Origin of the sequence: Burkholderia sp. BCC1998, assembly GCF_905339875.1 — a bacterium.
Classification (GTDB): Bacteria; Pseudomonadota; Gammaproteobacteria; order Burkholderiales; family Burkholderiaceae; genus Burkholderia.
Window position 1 is genome coordinate 316,877 of record NZ_CAJPHE010000003.1, and the last position, 19,583, is coordinate 336,459.

At 64.9% G+C, this 19,583-nt stretch carries 24 protein-coding genes; 23 read left to right on the plus strand and 1 reads right to left on the minus strand.

Going from position 1 to position 19,583, the window contains the following annotated elements; all coding sequences use genetic code 11:
- Positions 1 to 2 precede the first annotated feature (2 nt).
- The 20 genes from U5A56_RS07685 (at position 3) to U5A56_RS07780 (ending at position 15,187) form a co-directional block, all read left to right on the plus strand.
- Positions 3 to 2,192, plus strand: a complete 2,190-nt coding sequence (locus tag U5A56_RS07685; protein WP_321921698.1) for a hypothetical protein — start codon at positions 3 to 5, stop codon at positions 2,190 to 2,192.
- On the plus strand, positions 2,189 to 2,533 hold the full coding sequence (locus U5A56_RS07690; RefSeq protein WP_321921700.1) for a hypothetical protein: 345 nt from the start codon (positions 2,189 to 2,191) through the stop codon (positions 2,531 to 2,533). Before U5A56_RS07685 ends, U5A56_RS07690 begins: the two co-directional genes overlap by 4 nt.
- Positions 2,526 to 2,774: a hypothetical protein gene (locus U5A56_RS07695; RefSeq protein ID WP_321921702.1), complete on the plus strand. Its 249-nt coding sequence runs from the start codon at positions 2,526 to 2,528 to the stop codon at positions 2,772 to 2,774. Before U5A56_RS07690 ends, U5A56_RS07695 begins: the two co-directional genes overlap by 8 nt.
- A 2-nt stretch (positions 2,775 to 2,776) precedes the next feature.
- Positions 2,777 to 4,846 carry a beta strand repeat-containing protein gene (locus U5A56_RS07700; RefSeq protein WP_321921704.1) on the plus strand — a complete coding sequence of 690 codons (2,070 nt, stop codon included), beginning with the start codon at positions 2,777 to 2,779 and terminating at the stop codon, positions 4,844 to 4,846.
- A gap of 61 nt (positions 4,847 to 4,907) precedes the next feature.
- Positions 4,908 to 5,426 carry a hypothetical protein gene (locus U5A56_RS07705; RefSeq protein WP_321921706.1) on the plus strand — a complete coding sequence of 173 codons (519 nt, stop codon included), beginning with the start codon at positions 4,908 to 4,910 and terminating at the stop codon, positions 5,424 to 5,426.
- A gap of 8 nt (positions 5,427 to 5,434) precedes the next feature.
- Complete coding sequence (locus U5A56_RS07710) at positions 5,435 to 6,193, plus strand: hypothetical protein (RefSeq protein ID WP_321921708.1); 759 nt, start codon at positions 5,435 to 5,437, stop codon at positions 6,191 to 6,193.
- A gap of 16 nt (positions 6,194 to 6,209) precedes the next feature.
- Complete coding sequence (locus U5A56_RS07715; RefSeq protein ID WP_321921710.1) at positions 6,210 to 7,625, plus strand: N4-gp56 family major capsid protein; 1,416 nt, start codon at positions 6,210 to 6,212, stop codon at positions 7,623 to 7,625.
- A 26-nt stretch (positions 7,626 to 7,651) separates the two neighbouring features.
- The gene (locus U5A56_RS07720) at positions 7,652 to 7,939 is read left to right on the plus strand and encodes a hypothetical protein (protein WP_321921712.1); all 288 of its coding nucleotides are present in this window, start codon (positions 7,652 to 7,654) and stop codon (positions 7,937 to 7,939) included.
- Between the two features lie 16 nt (positions 7,940 to 7,955).
- The gene (locus U5A56_RS07725) at positions 7,956 to 8,471 is read left to right on the plus strand and encodes a hypothetical protein (protein ID WP_321921713.1); all 516 of its coding nucleotides are present in this window, start codon (positions 7,956 to 7,958) and stop codon (positions 8,469 to 8,471) included.
- Positions 8,472 to 8,495: 24 nt separating this feature from the next.
- Complete coding sequence (locus tag U5A56_RS07730; RefSeq protein ID WP_321921715.1) at positions 8,496 to 8,921, plus strand: hypothetical protein; 426 nt, start codon at positions 8,496 to 8,498, stop codon at positions 8,919 to 8,921.
- Between the two features lies 1 nt (position 8,922).
- Positions 8,923 to 9,627, plus strand: a complete 705-nt coding sequence (locus U5A56_RS07735) for a hypothetical protein (RefSeq protein ID WP_321921717.1) — start codon at positions 8,923 to 8,925, stop codon at positions 9,625 to 9,627.
- 4 nt (positions 9,628 to 9,631) lie between these two features.
- Entirely contained in the window at positions 9,632 to 11,251 is a 1,620-nt protein-coding gene (locus tag U5A56_RS07740; RefSeq protein ID WP_321921718.1) for a hypothetical protein, read from the plus strand.
- A 3-nt stretch (positions 11,252 to 11,254) separates the two neighbouring features.
- Positions 11,255 to 12,028, plus strand: a complete 774-nt coding sequence (locus U5A56_RS07745; RefSeq protein WP_321921719.1) for a hypothetical protein — start codon at positions 11,255 to 11,257, stop codon at positions 12,026 to 12,028.
- The gene (locus U5A56_RS07750; RefSeq protein ID WP_321921721.1) at positions 12,025 to 12,261 is read left to right on the plus strand and encodes a hypothetical protein; all 237 of its coding nucleotides are present in this window, start codon (positions 12,025 to 12,027) and stop codon (positions 12,259 to 12,261) included. The genes U5A56_RS07745 and U5A56_RS07750 overlap by 4 nt, the downstream gene beginning before the upstream one ends.
- A 9-nt stretch (positions 12,262 to 12,270) precedes the next feature.
- On the plus strand, positions 12,271 to 12,483 hold the full coding sequence (locus U5A56_RS07755; protein ID WP_321921723.1) for a hypothetical protein: 213 nt from the start codon (positions 12,271 to 12,273) through the stop codon (positions 12,481 to 12,483).
- The gene (locus tag U5A56_RS07760; protein ID WP_321921725.1) at positions 12,480 to 12,926 is read left to right on the plus strand and encodes a lysozyme; all 447 of its coding nucleotides are present in this window, start codon (positions 12,480 to 12,482) and stop codon (positions 12,924 to 12,926) included. Before U5A56_RS07755 ends, U5A56_RS07760 begins: the two co-directional genes overlap by 4 nt.
- Complete coding sequence (locus U5A56_RS07765; RefSeq protein WP_321921727.1) at positions 12,916 to 13,299, plus strand: 3TM-type holin; 384 nt, start codon at positions 12,916 to 12,918, stop codon at positions 13,297 to 13,299. The genes U5A56_RS07760 and U5A56_RS07765 overlap by 11 nt, the downstream gene beginning before the upstream one ends.
- On the plus strand, positions 13,296 to 13,859 hold the full coding sequence (locus U5A56_RS07770) for an aspartyl/asparaginyl beta-hydroxylase domain-containing protein (protein ID WP_321921729.1): 564 nt from the start codon (positions 13,296 to 13,298) through the stop codon (positions 13,857 to 13,859). The genes U5A56_RS07765 and U5A56_RS07770 overlap by 4 nt, the downstream gene beginning before the upstream one ends.
- A complete protein-coding gene (locus U5A56_RS07775) occupies positions 13,856 to 14,143 on the plus strand; it encodes a cupin domain-containing protein (protein ID WP_321921731.1) in 288 nt (95 codons plus the stop codon). The genes U5A56_RS07770 and U5A56_RS07775 overlap by 4 nt, the downstream gene beginning before the upstream one ends.
- Positions 14,144 to 14,146: 3 nt before the next feature.
- Entirely contained in the window at positions 14,147 to 15,187 is a 1,041-nt protein-coding gene (locus U5A56_RS07780) for a hypothetical protein (protein ID WP_321921733.1), read from the plus strand.
- Here the strand turns inward: U5A56_RS07780 and U5A56_RS07785 are convergent.
- On the minus strand, positions 15,148 to 15,387 hold the full coding sequence (locus U5A56_RS07785) for a hypothetical protein (RefSeq protein WP_321921735.1): 240 nt from the start codon (positions 15,385 to 15,387) through the stop codon (positions 15,148 to 15,150). The two genes, U5A56_RS07780 and U5A56_RS07785, sit on opposite strands and share 40 nt — an antisense overlap.
- Before the next feature lie 294 nt (positions 15,388 to 15,681).
- On the opposite strand from U5A56_RS07785, the gene U5A56_RS07790 reads away from it, so the two are divergent.
- From U5A56_RS07790 to U5A56_RS07800, 3 genes are read left to right on the plus strand one after another with little or no spacing between them, the layout of a single operon-like run.
- Positions 15,682 to 16,674: a hypothetical protein gene (locus U5A56_RS07790; protein ID WP_124573241.1), complete on the plus strand. Its 993-nt coding sequence runs from the start codon at positions 15,682 to 15,684 to the stop codon at positions 16,672 to 16,674.
- Entirely contained in the window at positions 16,674 to 18,233 is a 1,560-nt protein-coding gene (locus U5A56_RS07795; protein ID WP_321921739.1) for a hypothetical protein, read from the plus strand. The genes U5A56_RS07790 and U5A56_RS07795 overlap by 1 nt, the downstream gene beginning before the upstream one ends.
- Complete coding sequence (locus U5A56_RS07800) at positions 18,230 to 19,573, plus strand: hypothetical protein (protein WP_321921741.1); 1,344 nt, start codon at positions 18,230 to 18,232, stop codon at positions 19,571 to 19,573. The genes U5A56_RS07795 and U5A56_RS07800 overlap by 4 nt, the downstream gene beginning before the upstream one ends.
- Positions 19,574 to 19,583: the final 10 nt, after the last annotated feature.

Consider the following 19,583-nt stretch of genomic DNA (forward strand, 5'->3'; position numbering starts at 1 on the left):
CCATGGCCCGCTCGAAGAAGCCGAAGAAGCAGGACGACAAGCCCGCGGTCGAAACACTGGACGCGCGGGCGCTCGACGCTGAGAAGACGGGCGAAGAGATCGAGAACTGGGCCGACAAGCCCGATTCCGACGCCTACACCGAAGCGGCGAAGCTGTACCCGAAGATCGCGAAGTGCTACCAGAACAAGCAGGAGCAGATGGACCGCTGCGAGGAATACTGGTCCATCTATAACGCGCAGCCGGACGAGAATCAGCAGTATTCCGGCAACTCCCAATGCTACATCCCCGCCGTGCGCAACGCGGTCAACGCGCGCGTGAAGCGCACGATCGCGCAGCTCTTCCCAGTCAATCACAAGCACGTCGGCGCGACCGGCCCGGACGGCAACATCCCGTTCGCGCAGATCAGCCTGCTCGAGCATTACATCCGCTCGGCCGCGATCAAGGATGTCGTGCGTGCGGACTTGATCGCAGGCGATGTGACGGGGCAGTGGAATCTCTACGTTGACTGGTCGCGCACGCAGCGCCGGGTGACCGAGCTGATCAAGAAGCCGCCGATCCTTGAGGACCACGAACTCGGCGGGGAGGTCGAAGACCTCGCCGCGGACGAGGACGACTGGAGCTGGGAAAAGGAAGAGAAGGAAGTCACGACCGAAGGCCCGGACATCGTGCAGTTCGCGACCGAAGACCTGGCCGTCTACCCGCCGACCTGCAACGACATCGAGAAGGCCACCGCGACCGCGATCCGGCTGCGCCTGACGATCGACGCCGTCGAACGGTTCGTCGACGAGGGCATCTTCGTCGGCGTCGAGGCGAAGGAACTGATCGACAACCTCGCGAAGCCGGACGGCGGCCGCGAGAAGTACGTGCCGCCGAAGAAACGCACCGGCGATGCCGGGATCCGCACCGAAGGCACGTTCAAGTACGCGCTAATCTATGAGGTCCACACGAACCTGGATCTGGGCAACGGCAAGGAGCCGTGCTTCGTCTATTTCGCCGGCCAGGACGTGATCCTCGGGATCATCCGGAATCCGTTCTGGTCGGGCAAGCGGCCGATCATCTCGGCGCCGATCGAGCGCATCACGGGCTCGTTCTTCGGTATCTCGAAGATCGAGCCGGTCAAGTTCCTGCAGTGGAACCTGAACGACTTCTGGAACATGGGACAGGACTCGGCGCAGTACAGCCTGCTGCCGATCACCATGGTCGATCCGCTGTCGAACCCGAACTACCAGTCGATGGTGGTGGGGCTCGCTGCGGTGTGGCTGACCGACCCCAACAAGACGAAGTTCGCGAACTTCCCGGCGATCTACAAGGACGCGATCCCCCTCTGCGAGAACCTGAAGCAGCAGATCAACGAGTCGATGGACGTCAACGACGCCATGCTCGGGAAGATGCCGGCCGGCCGGAAGAACCAGGCGCAAATGGCTGCGATGGCGCAGCAGCAGGAATCGAACATCATCGACAACGCGAAGCGGTACGAGGAAGTGATCCTCAATCCGCTGGTCGAATGGATGTTCGAACTCGACCGGCAGTTCCGCACGGAAGAGCTGACCGTCGAGGTTCTCGGCGAGCTCGGCGCGCGTGCGAACCTGCAGACGATCCCGGTGCAGGCATTCGGCGAGCGCTATTTCTTCCGCTGGTGCGGCACGTCGTACCAACAGAACCTGCAGCGCATGCAGCAGATGATCGCGTGGATGAACGTCCTGCGCGGCATCCCGCCACAACAGCTCGACGGCCGGCGCCTGAATATCGGACCGATTCTCGAGTACGGCACGGAGCAGATCTTCGGGCCCGAAGTGGCGCCGCGCATCCTGATCGACGAGCGGAACCTGTTCCACCTCGATCCGCAGGACGAGAACCTGATGATGCACAACGGCCTGCCGGCCGAGATCCACCAAGCCGACGACGACCGCGCACACATCGCCGCGCACCTGCAGGCCGCGCAGCTCACCGGCGACGCGGCCGGTTTGTTCCGCGCACACATCCAGCAGCACCAGCAGGCAATGCAGGCGAAGCTCCAGGCGCAACAGGCACCGAAGCCGCCGCAGGGGCAACCCGGCGTGCCGGGCGGCGCGGGGCCGGGCGTTGCCGGCACGCCGCGCGCGGGCGCGCAGCCGGGGCAGCCGCGGCCGCAAGGTCCTGCCGGCATGATCCATCCCGACCAGATCGCCTCACCGATGGCGGGGCCGCGATGAAGCGTTTCGTGGCCCGGTGCACGCCGTGGGGAACCATCCAGACCGGCATCTTCTTCCGCTCGCTGTCGGCGATCGAGAAGGACGCCGTGCTCGCGCACGAGCGCGCGCACCTGATTCATCGCGACCCGCTGCGCCGGCTCTGGTGGCTGCTGACGCTTCAGCTGATCTTCCGCCCGGATTGGGTCTTCGCGCGCGTACGTGAGCAGGAGCTCGCCGCCGACCGGTACGTGAAGGAGCAGGGGATGGCGGCGGGACTGCGCATGTTCCTGCGCCGGCACCCGCATCCGGGCAGCGCGCTGCATCCGAGCTCACAGGAAAGGCTGGAGGCGCTCCATGTCTGATGCATTCCGGATTGTTCCCCCACTCATTCGCGCAGAGGGCAAGGACGCGCCGCCGGAAACCATCCAGGCAGCCGTGAATTCGTTGGCGCAGCAGACGACGGTCGCGCTCAACCTGCTGGGTACAGGTACCGGACCGATCTTCGGAGCAATCATGCTCGCGTGGTTCCAGAGCTTGCCGACGTCATTGCCGGCGCAGGCCGGCGTGCTCTGGAACAACGGCGGCACTCTCGCACTGTCGTGATCATGAAAAAATTCTTCGCTGCCGAACTGGCACTGCTCTTCGCCGCAACCGCCTTCGGCCAGAGCTATCCGAGTCCGACGTACAACAACGTCGCGATCAACGGTACCGCGACGATCCCGCACGCCGCGATTACGGGCGGCACGATCACTGGCTTGAGCTCGCCGATTCCGGTCGCATCGGGCGGCACGAACAGCGCTGTGGCCAGCGGCACGGCGCTCGACAACATCACGGGTTTTGCATCGACCGGCTTCATGAGCCGCACAGGCGCCGGCGCGTACAGCTTCACAGCGTCTACCGGGTCGGGATCCGTCGTGCTCGCCGCCTCGCCGACGATCGCCTCGCCGACTGTTACCGGCAGCTTCACGGCGACCGGACTTGTCACGCTTGCGGATCACGCGACACAAGCAGCGAACACGATCATCGGTAACGGTACCGGCTCGACAGCGAGCCCTACGGCGCTTGCGGTTCCTTCGTGCAGCGCGGCCACGAACGCCCTGGCCTGGACGAGCGGCAGCGGGTTCTCTTGCAATGCCAGCATCAACGCCGCGACGCTGGGCGGTGCGACGTTCGCCGCGCCAGGGCCGATCGGCTCGACGACACCCGGCACAGGGGCGTTCACGACGCTGTCCGCGTCGACCAGCAATCCGTCGCTGAACTTCCTTGCCACGGGCACGGGCGCCGTTGCGCGCAGCTACGCGAGCAAATTCGGCGACATCGTCTCGGCAGTCGACTTCGGTGCGGATCCGACTGGTGCAGCGGATTCCACCACGGCGATCAACAACGCGATTACGGCCGTGTCGTCCGCCGGCGGCACAGTGTACTTGCCCAACGGCACGTTCAAAATCACGGCGTCGATCGTCTTGCCGAACACGAATGCCTCGGTCAACCTGATCGGCAACGGGCTCGGGACGAAGATCGTCAATTCGAGCGGCACGAGCTTCGACATGATCACCTGGGCCAATCCGGGTGCCGGGAATCTGATCCAGACGTATGCGATCGTCGGAAACTTCCAGATCTCGCAGAGCGGCGCGACCGGGACGAGCGCGGAAATCAACACGCAATACGCCAGCTCCCTGACGCTGCAAAACATTCTCCTGGCCGGGATTGCCGCGACGGGGGACGGCATCAAGATTACCGGCAACGGGGCGACGGCTTCGCACGATATCCATATTCAAGGGATCAGCGGAACGTCGACCACCGGCAACTCGGTGATCCATATGACGTCGACGTCGAACGACATTAAGGTGTCGAACGTCATCTATGAAGGGCAGTTCCTCGTCAATTACGGGTTCTTGCTCGATAGCGGACTGGGCACGGTCCAGATCCAGGATGTGCATGTCAGTAATTTCAAGACGAACGTCTTCAGCGCCGGCACAGCAACGGGCCCGATTCAAGTAACGAACGCCGTTTTCGATAGCGCGAATGCGGATAACACCGTGCTGACTGGCACGACCAACAGCGCGTTTTCCAATGTGCGATTCATGGTTGGCGCCGCAACGTTCTCATCGCTTTCTCTCGTCAATGCGACCGGAAACCAGTTCACTGGCTGCATTTTCGATGCAGGCGGCTCGCCGGGTCCGGCGGCGTGGGGCATCAGGGAAAGTGGAACTTCTAATGGAAACCATTTCTCGCAGACGATTTTCGAGGGGTCGTTTTCCAGCGGGATTGCCACGTTGGTCGGTATCGATTCGACGGTGTCCCAATCAGGCATGGTCGGCATGCTGCACGGTAACGGCGCGATCACCGCGGGCGGCACACTGTACTTCGCGAACGGTGCCGCCAACAGCTCCGAAGCGTTGGCACAGATTCAGGCGCCGTACGCCGGCTATGTCCAGAAGGTGCTGATCGCGTCCACGAACGCCCCGGGCGCCAGCCAGACCTTTACCGCCACCGTGCGGAAGAACAGCGCCAATACCACGCTCACGGCCACTATCAGCGGTGGATCTTCGTTTGGCGCAACCGGGAACGGATTCATCGCTTTCAACGAGGGCGATCAGCTCGATGTGCAGGTCGTGGCGTCCGGGAGTGCCACAGCTAGCAATATCCGAGTGACGTTGGTGGTCGGTTATTGACCAATTTGGTTTCCTAGGGAAACCGGAATAAAAAGTGCGGAACCCTGATCAGGAGATCATCGTGCGCAAAACCATTCTGGCCCGTCTCGTCAGCCTCGTCTTCCCGGCCATCGGCCCCGGCCAGATCCCGAGCATTCAGGATGTCGGGGCGATGCCGGATCAGGTCAGCCTGACGAACGCGATTCTCGGCATCAACCCGTTGCAGGAAGCGATCTACAACACCGCCGCGAACACGACGGCGTTCACGGCAGCGGGCAGCCAGATCTCCGGCGCGGCTCAAACGTTCTTCAACCTGACCGGTACGCTCGCCGCGGGCCAGGCGCTCACGCTGCCGACGGTGGCGAACCTGATTGCCGCGCTTCCCGCTTCGGTGCAACAGAACCCGGTCGGTATCACGTGGCAGCTGCGCGTCATCAACAGCTCCGGCGGCGCATTCGCCTGGACGGTCACGACGAACACCGGCTGGACGCTGGGCGGCTCGATGGGCGTCAGCCAAAACACGTTCCGTGACTTTGTGATCACGATCACCAGCGCGACTACCGCGACGATCCAGTCGGTCGGTACGGGCACGCAATCGTAAGGGCGGCCATGAGCAAGCTCCTGCAGCGACTTCTCGGTTTTCTGTTTCCCGGCGTCGATGATGGTGATCCGTCGGACCCTGGTGCTGGCGCTGGGATCGACGGCGCTGATGCTGGTGGCGCTGGCGGCGGCGATCCTGGTGCTATCGATCCCGTTGATGCTGCTTCGGAAGAAGATTTCGAGTTCGATTTCGTCGAGCCGACAGCACCTACCCGCCGCGGGACGACGGACGCCGAACGACTCGCGGCGCTGGAAGCTGAAGTAGAACGCCGCGGCCGTGCGGTCGACACCGCGCGCGCACCGGCAGCACCGACGACGGATCGTGATTTCGAAGCCGAAGAAGCACGCCTGCGCGATCCGAATCTGGATCCGATGGAGCGCTGGCAGATCCAATCGAACCGCACGCTGCGCCAGAGCCAACAGGCCGCGCAAGCGGCGCTGTTTCAAGCGCAGGACCTTCGCGATCAGACGCTGTTCGAATCGAAGATCGCCAGCGATCCGCACCGAGCGCGCTATCGCGATCGCGTCGAAGCCGCGGTGCAGGAAGAGCGCCGCGCAGGCCGCAACGCCTCGCGCGAGGCCGTCTACTACTACATGCTCGGCAAGGACATCGCTGACGGCAAGCTGAAGCCGAAGGCGAAAGCGAAGACTCCCGCTGCGGACGTTCCGCGCGGCAAGCCGCCGGGTGTGCGCTCGAACGTGCCGCCGGCGCGCGGGCAAACCGAACACCAGAAGCGCGCCGCGCGGCTGGCCGACGTGAACATCTGACCAGCACGAGGACACCATGCTGACGAAAATTCTGGCCCTCCTGACGGGCCTCATGTTCCCCGGGGTGACGAACCAGTCGTCGAGCTTCACGGCTGACGTCGAAGCGTACATCCAGGAAGAGGTCGAGCCGCTCGCGCGCCGCCAGCTGGTTGCGTACCAGTTCGGCAAGCCGCTGAAACTCGACACGAACCGTGGCACGACGTACACCGCGTCGCGCTACCAGCGCTTGCCGCTGCCGTACGCGCCGCTGCAGGAAGGCGTCGCGCCCCCGGGTGAAGCGATGACGCTGCAACAGGTCAGCGCCACCGCGCAGCAGTGGGGCGACCGCGTCATCATCACCGACGTGGCGAACCTCACGATCAAGCACCCGCTGTTCCAGCAAGCGTGCGAACTGGTGTCGCTGCAGATGCCGGAAACGCTCGAGCGCAATACGCTCAACACGCTGCTGTCCGCGCCGCAGGTGAACTACGCCGGCGGTGCCGCAAACCGCGCTGCGCTGACCGCATCCAACGTGATGTCGCCGCACGAATCGAACCGCCTGTTCGCGTCGATGGCCGCGTACGGCGTGCCGCGCTTCAACGGCGACGAGCGCGAAGACATGATGATCGAGGCGGGCGCGTATCGCGACCCGTCCACGACGCCGCGCGTCAAGCAGCACTACGTCGCGCTGATCAGCCCGTTCTCGGCGCAGGACATGCGCGAGAACGCGTCGGTCCAGCAAGCCTGGGCCTACAGCGACGTCAATCGCCTGTACAACAACGAGCTGGGCGACTTCGGAGGCATCCGTTTCTGCGAAACGAACATGATGCCGTACTGGACGGGCGCGGCCGCAATCAACGGCTCCGCATCGACGTCCGGCGGGCAGCTGGCGACTGGCACGTACTACATCCAGGTGACGGCTGCGCCGGCGCTGACGTCGGTCGAGCAGACGATCTACCAGGTGTCGTCGTCGATCAGCGTCACGGGCCCGACCGGCTCGATCTCGGTGACGCTGCCGTCGTTCCCGAACTACGTGTTCAACGTGTACATCGGCACGACCACGAGCCCGGCGAACCTCGCCACGGCAATCGGCAACGGCGTGCCGGTGACCGGCGTGCTCGCGGGCCAGGCGACGCAGCTGCAGCCGAACCAGACGATCACGCTGACCGGCATTGGCGTTTCGCAGGTCCCGCCGGCCGCGCCGGCGACCGGCGTGTCGGTGTTCCCGGTGCTCTTCATCGGCAACCACAGCTACGGCCAGGTGCTGCTCGAGAACCCCGAGTTCCACTACCTGACCGGTGCCGACAAGTCGGATCCGCTGAACCAGACGCGAGTCGTGTCGTGGAAGGTGTTCTACGGCTCGATCCTGCTGAACACGGCCTTCCTGGCTCGCGTGGAATGCGGCTCCGCATTCGCGCCGGGTTACCAGGGCGGTACCGTGACCACGCCGTAATCGGAGCGGACATGGCGAACGAGTTCGTGAAGCAGATGCAGGTCGCGTCGATCACGCCGGGGGTGTTGCAGTTCAACGGCATCCAGCCGGCGGTGATCGCCCTGGCGGCGGTGGACGGAACGTGTTCGATGACGTTCACGACGAACATGGCCGACCCGCTTTCGCAATACGCGGTAGGCGCGATGTTGTGGGTGCGTATCGACGATACGCAGCCTTCGATGTCGACTCCCCCTGTCGGCCAGCCGGCGAGCGAAAACACTGCCGCTGTAATCACCGCGACCGTCGAGAACATCGGCGCGCCGCAAGCGCAATAAACCCGGAGAACATCAGATGGCCGCACGTAACTCGCAGGAGCCGGGAAAACCGGCTGCGGGGTCGGCTGACGCCGACGAATTGCTCGGTGGCGCCGCACCGGTCGAGGAAAGCCGCGAAGCGCTGCTCGAGCGCATCAAGGCGCTCGAAGCCGAAAACGCCAAGCTGGGCGCCGCGAAGGAGATCGCCGAGGAAGAATCGGCGCGCCTTTCCGCGCAGGCGCAGTCGTCGCTGCTGACGTCGGGCGTCGTCGAGCGTTTCGCAGGCAAAGCCGAGGACGGCGAGACGGATCTCTGGTGGTATCGCATCGATCTCGCGCCGTGCGGCGGCGAACACCTGAAGATCAACGGCACGCCGTACCTGCACGGCCACACGTACAAGTTCGACACGGACACCCTGCGCTCGATCAAGGAAATGGTCGCGCGTACCTGGGTGCACGAGAACGACATCAACGGCCACGCATTCAACCCGTACCGGCAGGCTCAGAACAAGGTGCTCGGAGGCGGCCCCGTGCCGGCCTGGGCTCGATCGTAATTCCCAACCCCCGAAAGGAAGACCATGTCGCAAGCCTCCCAGGAAGTTACGGCTGCAACGGTGATCGGCAACTTCACGATCACCCTCCCGGCGCCGAACCAGGCGCAGCTCTCGGCCAGCGGTTATCTGGTCGAGGGCGAATCGAAGGATTCCCTCGACAGCCGCATGGACCTGGTGCGCGAAGCGCTCCAGCGTCAGCAACGCATGCTCGAGATCCCGGTCCTCGAAGCCCACATCGAACAGTGGGAAAAAGCGCGTGACGACGTCGCGCGCGCGTATGCGGATCTGCTCGAGCGGCAGAACGCGAAGAGTTCCGGCAAGTCCGGGGCAAAGGCGCTGTCGAGTCAGGAGCAGGCGAACCTGAAGAACGCGCCGCAGCAGCTGAAGGGCATCGAGGCCGAGCTCGAGAAGGCGCGCAAGAAGGTCGCCGACGCCCGCGGAGGAGCGTGAAATGGCCTACCTCCAGGCCCAACAGATCGTCGCGCGCGCCTGCGCGATTGCGAAGGCGCCGGGCTGGCTTTCGCAGGGCGGCGTCTATCTGAACATGGTCCTGGAGGACCTCTGGCTGCATCGTGACCTGAAGATCAACCGGGTCACCGAATTCGTGACGGTCCAGGCGAACAACTACGGTCCGTTCGTCCTGCCGCTGAATTACCTGCGCACGTACGACCTGTTCTTCCAACAGAACAACCTGCCATATTTCCTGCACCCGATTTCACCGGAAGAGTGGGACCAGGAGTTCAAGGATCCGTCGATCGCGAACTATCCGTACGAGTTCATGACGCTGCTGTACGACGAGACGACGGCGCAGGCGAACAACTCGGCGGGCCAGCTCTTCATCTATCCGCAGTCGTCCGGGCAGATCGTCCTGACGCATCGGTACATGGTGAAGCAGCCGGACATCGCGACACCGGAAACGTCGACGACGATCCCCTGGTTCCCGGACCAGCACTACCTGATCAAGGCCACGGCGGCGGAACTGATGAGCGAGACGGACGATGCCCGTCAGGAATCGTTCCGCGCGCAGTGCGAGGCAATGCTGCGCACACACCTGATCATGGAAGGCGACGAGCAGCAGGTCGTCAAGTCGGTGCGGCTCGATCCGCGGCGCTTCCACACGAACCGCACGCTGAAGCCGACGAAGATCACGGACTAGGACCATGGCGATCCGCAACGCGAAGCCGGTCCGCTTCACGCCGAAAGGCCTGTGCGACGCGTTCGACGCGACGGACGCCTTCGCCGGCGCGTGCCAGCTCCTGAGCAACCTCGTATTCGACCAGGGTAACCCGGAAATCATTGTTGCGCGTCCGGGTGTGGGGAACGCTGCAACGACGTTCGGCAGCTTCACGACACCCACCTTCGTGTCCGTGCATACGGTGATCGGGAATGTCGCGTACGGCATGGTGTCGAGCGCGCGCAATCCCGGATTCGACGAGCCGTTCGCCTACAACCTAGCGACGAATTCGTTCATCACGATCAGTGGTGTCACGGCCGGCAACGTCCCGGCATCGCCGCCCACCAGCGGGGCATGGACGCCGCCCACTGTGGCGGTGGTGGGCACGAAGATCCTCATCACCCATCCCGGCTTCAGCGGCTCGGGGTCAAACTTTTTTGGCGTGGTCGATATCTCGACGCCGTCCGCCCCCGCGTGGTCGTCGTCGAACCTGGCCACGAACGGTTTGACCGGACTGCCGACGTCCGTCGCGAACTTCAACAACCGGGCGTACTTCGCGGTCGGGAACACGCTGCAATTCAGCGATGCGCTGAACCCGCTCACCCGCACGAACGCGTCCCAGTCCCTGACGATCGGCGACAGCACACCCGTCACCGCGCAGTCCGGCCTGCCGCTGCAGACGACATCGAGCGGCGTCATCGGCGCGCTGGTGGCATTCAAGCAGAACCAGATCTGGCAGATCACTGGCGACCCGACGACGAACAATCTGGCGCTGAATTACGTATCGTTGACGACGGGATGCATCGCGCCGCGCAGCATCGTCCAGGGACCGTTCGGGATTTTCTTCGCGGGCGTCGACGCACCCTACATCCTGAACTTCCTCGGCACGCTGGTGCCGCTGTCGAGCCGGCCGGGTACCGACTTTCCGGCGGATCTGCAGGTCCCGTTCCAGAACACCACGCAGCCGTCGCGCATCAGTGCATCGTTCGCCGGCAACATCTATCGCGTGTGTGTGCCGACGCTGATCCAGGGCCAGCAGCAGACGAACGACTATTGGTACGACATCCGTCGCAAGCGCTGGTCCGGGCCGCACAGCTTCATCTATGACTGCGCGTCGCAATACGGCGAATCGTTCGTCCTCTCGGGCGCCGGCCAAGGCGCCGCGCTGTTCGTCAGCACGACAATTCCCTCTGCGAACTCGAGCTATCTCGATGCCGGCACGCCGCTCCTTTGCCACCTGCGCTCGTCGGACTTTCCGAAGACCGGGCACATGCAGCAGCTGCAGGTCGTCGAATCGACGCTCGAGCTGGGGTCCACCGGCAACCAGGTCGTGTTCAACCTGACCGCGCTGAACGACCAGAACAACACGATCGCATCGGCTTACGTGAAGACGCCCGCGCAAGGCACCGTGTGGAACGCATTCACGTGGGGGCTAGCGAACTGGTCGTCCAACGCCAGCATTCCGCACGTCTATACGATCCCGTGGCCGATTGCGCTCGTGTTCCAGAAGATGTCGCTCGACGTGACAGTAACGCCGGTCAACGAGGTTCAGATCGGCACTTTCTTCGCCCGCTATCAGGACACGGGCTACACGAACCAGGGGTAAATCATGAGCGGCATCATCGGCACGCTACCCGCCAACCTGCAAAACGGAACGACCGCCGACGCGTCGCAGGTCATGACCGACCTGAACTTCATCGTCAACCAGGTGAACGCGAACGCGATGCCCATCGGCACGATCTCCCCTGGCTCGCTGGTCGGCGTCCAGATTCTGACCGCATCAGGTACCTATACACCGACGCCCGGTGCCACGAAGGCGTTCGTCGAAGCCGTGGGCGGTGGCGGTGCCGGCGGCGGTGCGGCGGCTACATCCTCCGGGCAGTGGGCGATCGGCGCCGGCGGATCCTCAGGGGCGTACGGGAAGATCTTCATCGCATCTGGGCTCGTGACGCAGACCGTAACGATCGGCGCCGGTGGCGTAGGCGCTTCCGGCTCGGTCGGCGGCAATGGAGCGCAGACGAGTTTTGGAGCCTTGCTGGTGTGCCCTGGTGGCCCCGGCGGTTCACCCGGCGGCGCTGTTGCGGCGGGGTCGACCAACGTATTCGCGGCGCAAACCGCAGGCGCGGCCGCGCCATCCGGCACTGGGCGCTTCCTGTTTTCGACGACGGGCGGTAACGGCGCTGCTGCGTTTTCGCTCCCGAGTAACGCAATCGGCGGAGACGGCGGTTCCAACCCCATCGGTCAGGGCGGCTCAGCATTCAATGTGTCGGCCGCGACCGGTTACGGCGCAGGCGGCCCGGGAGCGAACAACAGCATTGCGCAGCCGGCCAAGGCCGGCCTGAACGGAACTCCAGGGGTGGTCATCGTCTTCGAATTCGAATGACCGCGGGAAACAAAACCACAATTCGCACAACTATCGGGGAAAACATGGGAAACCGGACACTCACCGAAGACGACGTCAAGGCGATCGCCGAGCAGATCGAAAGCGGCATCACCCAGCGTTTCCAGCTCAACGTCGGCCGGGGCGTCCTCGGTCTGGCGTGGCGGGTTTTCATGTACGCCCTCGTCGCACTCGCTGCGTACGGCGCCGGTGGCGGGTTCAAGAAGTTTCTGTAGGAGAGTGAAATGAGCATCTGGACAAGCATCGAAAACGAGTTCAACGCGATTGTTGCGGACGCTCGTTCCATTCCGGAGAAGCTGGCAGCGTTGGTCGAACTGCACAGCAAGGCGCAAGGCCTCTCCGACATCGAGAACACGGTAACAGCCATCGTCGAGGACGCCGGCAAGGCGACCGCTGACAAGGTATCCGAGATCCTGCACGCGGTGGGGAAGCTGTGAACTACTCGCTGACGGGCAAGCAGCTGACGGAGCAATTCGAAGGCTGCGAGCTAACTGCCTACCAGGATCAGGTGGGCGTCTGGACGATTGGATACGGGCACACAGCCGGCGTGGCACCGGGCATGACCTGTACTCAGGACCAGGCCGCGGCTTGGCTCGACCAGGACGTCCAATGGGCCGTGAACGTCGTCAACCATGCTGTGACCGTTCCGGTTACGCAGGGTGAGTTCGACGCGATGGTCGACTTCGTCTTCAACCTGGGTTCCGGCAACTTCGAAAGCTCCACGCTGCTGAAGTTGCTGAACAGCGGTAATTACGACGGCGCCGCGGCGCAGTTCCCGCGCTGGGATCTGGCGGGCGGCAAGGTATCGGCCGGTCTGCTGCGCCGGCGCATGGCCGAACAGGCCGAATTCAACGGAAATGGAGGCGGCAATGGCCGTTGATCCGATTACCGCCGTGTCTGATTTGGCGACCAGCATCGTTCAACGGATCTGGCCGGACAAGACGCAGCAGGAACAGCAACAGCTCGCCGCCGTCCTCGCGATGGTGCAGGGGCAACTGCAGATCAACCAGGCAGAAGCGGCCAGTCCGAGCCCGTTCACTTCGGGCTGGCGACCGTACATCGGATGGGTGTGCGGTACCGGCTGCGCGTGGAACTGGATCGGTCTGCCGATCGCCAATTTCCTCGCGTCGGCAATCGGCCACCCGATCAATGTCGCGCCGGCCGACCTGACCCAGATGCTCCCACTGCTGATGGGCATGCTCGGCATGAGCGTGACACACGCATGGGAGAACGTGAAGGTGTCGCAGCGATGAACAACCTCGTCCGGATCGGCGCCGGCATCGACACTACGCCCCTGCTGCTCGCCATCGCGCGCCAGCCGGGGCTGTGGAATCGCCACACCGCGCGCACCACGGCCGAGGGCAGTCCGCACGTCGACGTTTCGGATATCTGGCTCCGGTACAACGACGAGAAGCCGTACAAGGCAGCCGGCGACTATACCGGGTTCAACGACGCGCACGACGCGATCTTCTACCCGGAATGGTATGCGCTGCCGCAGCTTCGGCCGATCGTATTCGGCCTGATGGCGCGCGTCGAAGGCACGCGCCTGGGCGGCATCCTGATCACGAAGCTGCCGGCCGGCAAGCGCATCCTGCCGCACGCGGATGACAGCTGGCACGTGCGCCACTTCAACACGAAGCTCTACGTCCCGCTGCAGACGAATCCGAAGTGCTGGAATCGCGTCGAGGACGAGCGCGTCGTGATGGCGCCGGGCGATGTCTGGTACTTCGACAACACGAAAGAGCATGAAGTGGTCAACGAGGGCGACGACGATCGGATCACGCTGATCGTGTCGATTCGGTGCGAGAAATGACCATCAAGCACCACTTCACGGCCGGCGGCGTGTACGCGCGCGAGCAGACGCTGCGCGCGGGCGAGGAAGTGCAGAAGCACGTGCACGACTACGATCACCTGAGCTACCTCGCACACGGTACGGCGATGCTCGATATCGAAGGCGAACTGCAGGTGCTGCACGGGCCGTGCATGCTCGAGGTGAAGGCTGGCCTCACGCACCGCATTACCGCGCTGACGAACCTGACGTGGCTTTGCATCCACGCTGAAAGCGTGGCGGATCCCGAAACGTTGAAGAAGGAGTGAGCCATGCCATTCGGAGCGATTGCAGGTGGCCTCGCCGCAGGGATCGGCGGCTCGCTCGTATCGGGCATGATGTCCCCCGGCACGTCGGGCGGCGGGGGCGGTTCCTACTACGTGCCGTCAGGCCTCCCGCAGGCCGATCTCGGCTGGCAGAACCTGCAGGCGCAGGCCTCGCAGAATCAGGCTGCGATCAGCAACCTGATGCCGTACTACCAGCAGGCACTGCAGAACGGGTATGCGTCGAGCAACCTGTACGGGCCGGCGTACCTGCAGCACGCGATTGACGCGGCTGGTCAGTACGGGAACGTCGGCAGTGCGCTGACGAACCTCGGCAACATGGATCTGGCCACGCAGCAACAGCTGCTCGGCGCGGGGCAGAACGTGTTCAACCTGGGCCTCGATCCTCAGAGCGCACTGTACGCTCGCACGCAGCAGCAGGTGCAGGATCAGGTCAACGCCAACAACTCGATGTACGGGCTCGGGCAGTCCGCCGCCGGCGCGGGCGTGGCGAACCAGGCCATGTCGAACTTCAACATCGACTGGCAGAATCAGCAGCTGCAGCGCGCGCTGTCCGGCCTGCAGGGCTACGCCGGCGCAGCGAATACGGCCGGCAGCTACGGACAGGCGGGCGCCAACGCGCTCAGCCAGGCGCCGCAGTACACGCTGCTCGCGGGCAGCCTGCCGTACGACACGTCCAACTCGATCGCGGCGTACCCGGGCAGTCTCGCGGCCACGTTCGCCTCGCAGGTGGAACAGGGCCCGCTGTCGTCGGCGCAGTCCCTGCAAGGGCAGATCATCCCGTACCTGAACTACGGCGCCGGCGCGCAATCGGTGCCGTTCCAGGCGCAGGCGCAGGGCGCCGGCGCGCTCGGCAGCCTGGTATCGCAGGGCATTTCGGGTCTGGGTAACTCGATCCAGAATGCCGGCGGCTTCGGCAACTTCTTCAACGGCACGACCGGCTCGTTCGGCGGTGGCGACTTCAGCGGCGCGTTCACGTCGAGCCCGTATTACTCGGGCGGCGGGAACTCGTACGGGTTCACGATGTGAGGTGAGATATGGCCGGACTCGCGGGGCTCCCTTACTTCCTCCAGTATCAACAGGCTGCGGAGCAGCAGGCCGCGCAACGCCAGCTGCGCATGCTTCAGCTCGCGCAGTTCCAGACGGAGCAGCAGGACCGTCAGCGTAAGCAGGCTGCGCTCGAGGCTGCCGGCAATGCGTTGCCGATGTTGCTTGGACAGCAGGGCCAACCCGCGCAGATGCCGCCCCCGCCGCAAGCGCCGAATCCCGGTCAACCGTCCATGCCCGCGCAACCGTCAATGGCGGGCCCGGCGCCGGGGCAGATGCCTCCGCTTCCGCCTGGCATGCCGCCGGGAATGGGAACCGGCGCGCCCGGCAAACCGCCACTGCCCGCGTTTCGGCCGATGCCGACGGCGGGGAGTCCTGCGCAGGCTACGCCACCGCAAATTCCCGCGCCGCCGTCGAATGCTCCGGGCCCGACTCAGCAAGCATCGGGACCGCTGTCGCTCGACGGCGCGATCAAGGTGCTGAAGGACCAAGGCTTGTCGGGTGCCGACCTGATGGCCGGCCTGCAGCAGCTGACGCCGATCCTCGACTCGCAGGCGAAACAGCAAGCCGCGCAGATCCAGCAACAGTTCCAGCATCAGTTGCAGATCGCGCAGCTGCAGGAACGTTACGATGCGCTGCGCCAACGCGCCGAGGACAACGCGCTGAACCGCGAAGACCGTCGGCAGGCACGCGCCGAGTCAAATGCGTTGCGCGCTGAATCCATCGCGCTGCGCCGGCAGTCGATCGCGATGGCCAACGGAGACGATGCGAAGTTTTCGCCGGAAGACCTGAAGTTCCTGGCGGAACAGGCACGCGCCGGCGACACGTCGGTCTACCAGAACCTCGGCCGTGGCGCGCAGGGCGCGAAGAACATCATCGCGCTGCGCCGTGAGGTGATGCGCCAGGAACGCGAGGCGGGCGGCACCGGCGCGGATATCGCCGCCGCGAACGCCGGCTTCCAGGGCGAGAAGGCGGCAGCGCGGACGGGTGCCACGCGCGCAGCGAACATCGGCATGGCCGTCGCAGAAGCGCAGAAGACCTTCCCGCTCGTGCGCGAAGCGTCGGCTGCGCTGCCGCGCACCGAGTTTCCGGGCGTGAACCGCGCGATGCAGGCGGCCCAAACGGGCACGGGCGACCCGCGCGTCGTTGCGCTCGGCACCGCGCTGAACACCTCGGTGAACGCCTATGCGCGTGCGATCAGTCCGACTGGCGTGCCCACGGTGTCCGACAAGGAGCATGCACGCGAACTGCTGTCCACCGCCAGCACGCCGGAGCAGCTCAACGCGGTGCTGTCGATGATGGAAAAGGAAATGTCCGCGGCGCGCCAGGCGCCGACCGAAGTGCAGGCGCAGCAGAAGGCTCGCATTTCCGGCCGCGGTGAAGGTGCGCCGGCGGTCGGCACGGTCGAGGGCGGTTACCGGTTCAAGGGCGGCGATCCGTCGAAGCAAAGCAACTGGGAGAAGATGTAATGGCCGGCCCGTGGGAAAAATACGCGCAGGACACTGCAGCTTCCGCTACGGGGCCGTGGGACAAGTACGGCGCTGCGCCGCGCGGTGCCGCCGGCGCGGTCGCACCTCTCGATCGCTTGCCGCCTGATGGACCGACGCCAGCTCCGGCATCGAAGCACGCCGATACCATCGCGGAGCGCCTGCTCGGTCTGGGAAAGAGCGCAGTCGGACTCGGCGAGGCCGGCCTGTCGGCCGCAACCGGCGCGCTGGCCGCGCCTGTGGGCGCCGCGTACGGTATCGGCAAGACGCTCACGAGCGGCAAGTACGGCACGCAGCAGGGCATCGAGGAAGGCGACCGGGCCGGCGCCGCGCTGGCCAGAAAGCTGTCGTATCAGCCGCGCACCGAGGCCGGCCGGGCCGACGTCGAGGCGCTTGGCCAGATGATGGACGCCAGCAAACTGGCCGGCCTGCCCGTCGAGGGGCCGATGCTCGCGCGGATCCCGGAAGTGCCACGCGGTGTGCTGGCCACCGGTGAAGGTGCGGCCGGCGCCGCCCGAGCTGGTGCGAACGCCGTCGGCCGCGGTGCCGCGCGCGCCGCTGCTCGAGCGCTGCCGGAAGTCGATCCGGAGACGCTGCGGCTCGCGCGCGAGGCGCACGAGATGGGATTCCGCTTCCGGCCGGACCAGATGTACGAGAACAAATTCGGGCGCATCGCCGGGCAGCTGTCGTCGGACGTGCCATTCTCCGGCGAGACGTCGGGCGCCAACCAGCGCGTATTCAACCAGCGCTTGATCCAGGCGATCGGTGGCGAAGGCGACAAGCTGACGCGCCAGGTGTACGCCAACGCGATGAAGAAGTCGGGGACCGAGATCGACGCGATCACGGCTGCGCACAGCATCCCGATCGACAACGCATTCCTGAATCGCCTGCAGCGCGCAAAGGGCAACCAGCTGCCGGAAGTGCAGGGCGTGATTCAGGGGTATATCGACGATCTCGAGGCCCTGGCCGGCCCCCGCCAGGCGCTCTCCGGTGGCGGGGCGACGTCGGCCGCGCGGCAGCTAGACGGAGCGAAGCTCCGGCCGTACCTGACCAAACTGAAGTCGACCATCCGCAGCACGTCCAACGGCGACCTGCGGCATGCGCTGAGCGACCTGCAGGGCGAAATCGAAGACGCGTTCCTGCCGCAGCTGTCGCCCGACGAGGCTGCGCGCTACGCCGCCGCGCGCCGTCAGTATGCGATGGGGAAGACGATCGAGCCGCTCGTGGCGAAGTCGCCCGGTGGCAACATCAGCCCGAAGGCGCTGATGGGCGCGGTCACGTCGAACGCGTACGGCAAGCGCGCGATGGCGATGGGCCAGGGCGGCGAACTCGGGAAACTGGCGGACATCGGCTCGCTGTTCCTGCGCGAGCCCGGGACGTCGAACACCGCCGAGCGTGGCATCGTGGCCGGCGTGCTGGGTGGCGCGGGGCTCGGCGTCAACCCCGCTGCCGCCGTGGCGCCATGGGCTGCCGCGAACCTGTACAACCGCGCCGGTCCTGCCATCACCGAACAACTCCTTCAGCGGCCGCCTGCCCCATGAGAATTCTCGCGATCGACGTCGGTTCGAACTGCCTCGACTGGCTGATGCGCTGCCAGGAGTGGGGGCACCAGGTCATCTGGTACGACAAGCCGCGCCCGGACGGCACCGACCGTCACGCGGGCGAAGGCATCGTGCCGAAGATCCGCGACTATGACGAGCTGCGCCGGAAGTGGCTCGGCTGGGCCGACCTGATCTACACGCCGGACAACGTCAGCTACCTCGAGATGCTCGAGCCGTACCGCCGGATCGGCTATCCGATCTACGGCTGCAACCTCGCGGCCGTCGAGTGGGAGCTCGACCGCGAGGTCGGGCAGAAGGTCATGGAAGAGTGCGGGATGCGCATCATCCCCGGCAAGACGTTTCACGACTACGAGTCCGCGATCGCCTACGTGAAGAAGCAGGGCAACGCGTTCGTGTCGAAACCGTCCGGTGATGGCGAGCGCGCGATGTCCTACGTTGCCGACAGCGCCGCGGACATGGTCTACATGCTCGGGCGCTGGAACAAGATCGACAAGTACCGCTCTGCGGCGCGCAAGGACGGCTTCATCCTGCAGGAGAAGATCAGCGGCATCGAGATGGCCGTGGGCGGCTTCTTCGGCCCGGACGGCTGGTCGCGCGGCTGGGTCGAGAACTGGGAAAACAAGAAGCTGATGAATGGCGACCTGGGCGTGAACACTGGCGAAATGGGCACCACGGTACGCGTCGTCCGGCAATCGAAGCTTGCCGACGAGGTGCTGAAGCCCGCCACGGAGCACCTGAAGCGGATCGGGTACGTCGGGTACGTCGACGTGAACTGCATGATCCCGACCGACGGGAAGGGCCCGTATCCGCTCGAGTGGACAATGCGCGACGGCTGGCCGATCCGCCACAACCTGACCGCGCTGATCGAGGGCGACCCCGCGCAGTGGATGGCCGACAAGATCCAGGGCCGCGACACGCTGAAGATCCGTATGGACGAGGTGTGCATCTCGGTGCTGATGGCGCTGCCCGACTTCCCGTACTCGAAGATCACGAACAAGGAGCTGTGCGGGATCCCGATCTACGGCGCCGAGGACATGGAGCACCTGCACTTCTCCGAGGTGATGATGGGCGTCGCGCCACGCGAGGTGAACGGCAAGGTCGTGGACTTGCCGGGGCCGGTGACAGCCGGCGACTACGTGCTGATTGCGACTGGTACCGGCGAGACGATCACCGGCGCGCGCCGCTCGGCGTACAGTGCCATCAAGAAGGTGAAGATCCCGAACAGTCCGTTCTACCGCACCGACATCGGTGTCGGTCGGCTGAAGAAGCAGCTGCCCGAGCTGCAGTCCATGGGTTACGCAAAAGGGCTGAGCTACTGAAATGAGACGC

Excerpts from the sequence above, each read along its gene's own strand:
- U5A56_RS07685 (WP_321921698.1), top strand. The coding sequence starts at position 3 with ATGGCCCGCTCGAAGAAGCCGAAGAAGCAGGACGACAAGCCCGCGGTC.
- U5A56_RS07690 (WP_321921700.1), top strand. The coding sequence starts at position 2,189 with ATGAAGCGTTTCGTGGCCCGGTGCACGCCGTGGGGAACCATCCAGACC.
- U5A56_RS07695 (WP_321921702.1), top strand. The coding sequence starts at position 2,526 with ATGTCTGATGCATTCCGGATTGTTCCCCCACTCATTCGCGCAGAGGGC.
- U5A56_RS07700 (WP_321921704.1), top strand. The coding sequence starts at position 2,777 with ATGAAAAAATTCTTCGCTGCCGAACTGGCACTGCTCTTCGCCGCAACC.
- U5A56_RS07710 (WP_321921708.1), top strand. The coding sequence starts at position 5,435 with ATGAGCAAGCTCCTGCAGCGACTTCTCGGTTTTCTGTTTCCCGGCGTC.
- U5A56_RS07715 (WP_321921710.1), top strand. The coding sequence starts at position 6,210 with ATGCTGACGAAAATTCTGGCCCTCCTGACGGGCCTCATGTTCCCCGGG.
- U5A56_RS07725 (WP_321921713.1), top strand. The coding sequence starts at position 7,956 with ATGGCCGCACGTAACTCGCAGGAGCCGGGAAAACCGGCTGCGGGGTCG.
- U5A56_RS07730 (WP_321921715.1), top strand. The coding sequence starts at position 8,496 with ATGTCGCAAGCCTCCCAGGAAGTTACGGCTGCAACGGTGATCGGCAAC.
- U5A56_RS07735 (WP_321921717.1), top strand. The coding sequence starts at position 8,923 with ATGGCCTACCTCCAGGCCCAACAGATCGTCGCGCGCGCCTGCGCGATT.
- U5A56_RS07740 (WP_321921718.1), top strand. The coding sequence starts at position 9,632 with ATGGCGATCCGCAACGCGAAGCCGGTCCGCTTCACGCCGAAAGGCCTG.
- U5A56_RS07745 (WP_321921719.1), top strand. The coding sequence starts at position 11,255 with ATGAGCGGCATCATCGGCACGCTACCCGCCAACCTGCAAAACGGAACG.
- U5A56_RS07750 (WP_321921721.1), top strand. The coding sequence starts at position 12,025 with ATGACCGCGGGAAACAAAACCACAATTCGCACAACTATCGGGGAAAAC.
- U5A56_RS07755 (WP_321921723.1), top strand. The coding sequence starts at position 12,271 with ATGAGCATCTGGACAAGCATCGAAAACGAGTTCAACGCGATTGTTGCG.
- U5A56_RS07765 (WP_321921727.1), top strand. The coding sequence starts at position 12,916 with ATGGCCGTTGATCCGATTACCGCCGTGTCTGATTTGGCGACCAGCATC.
- U5A56_RS07770 (WP_321921729.1), top strand. The coding sequence starts at position 13,296 with ATGAACAACCTCGTCCGGATCGGCGCCGGCATCGACACTACGCCCCTG.
- U5A56_RS07775 (WP_321921731.1), top strand. The coding sequence starts at position 13,856 with ATGACCATCAAGCACCACTTCACGGCCGGCGGCGTGTACGCGCGCGAG.
- U5A56_RS07780 (WP_321921733.1), top strand. The coding sequence starts at position 14,147 with ATGCCATTCGGAGCGATTGCAGGTGGCCTCGCCGCAGGGATCGGCGGC.
- U5A56_RS07795 (WP_321921739.1), top strand. The coding sequence starts at position 16,674 with ATGGCCGGCCCGTGGGAAAAATACGCGCAGGACACTGCAGCTTCCGCT.
- U5A56_RS07800 (WP_321921741.1), top strand. The coding sequence starts at position 18,230 with ATGAGAATTCTCGCGATCGACGTCGGTTCGAACTGCCTCGACTGGCTG.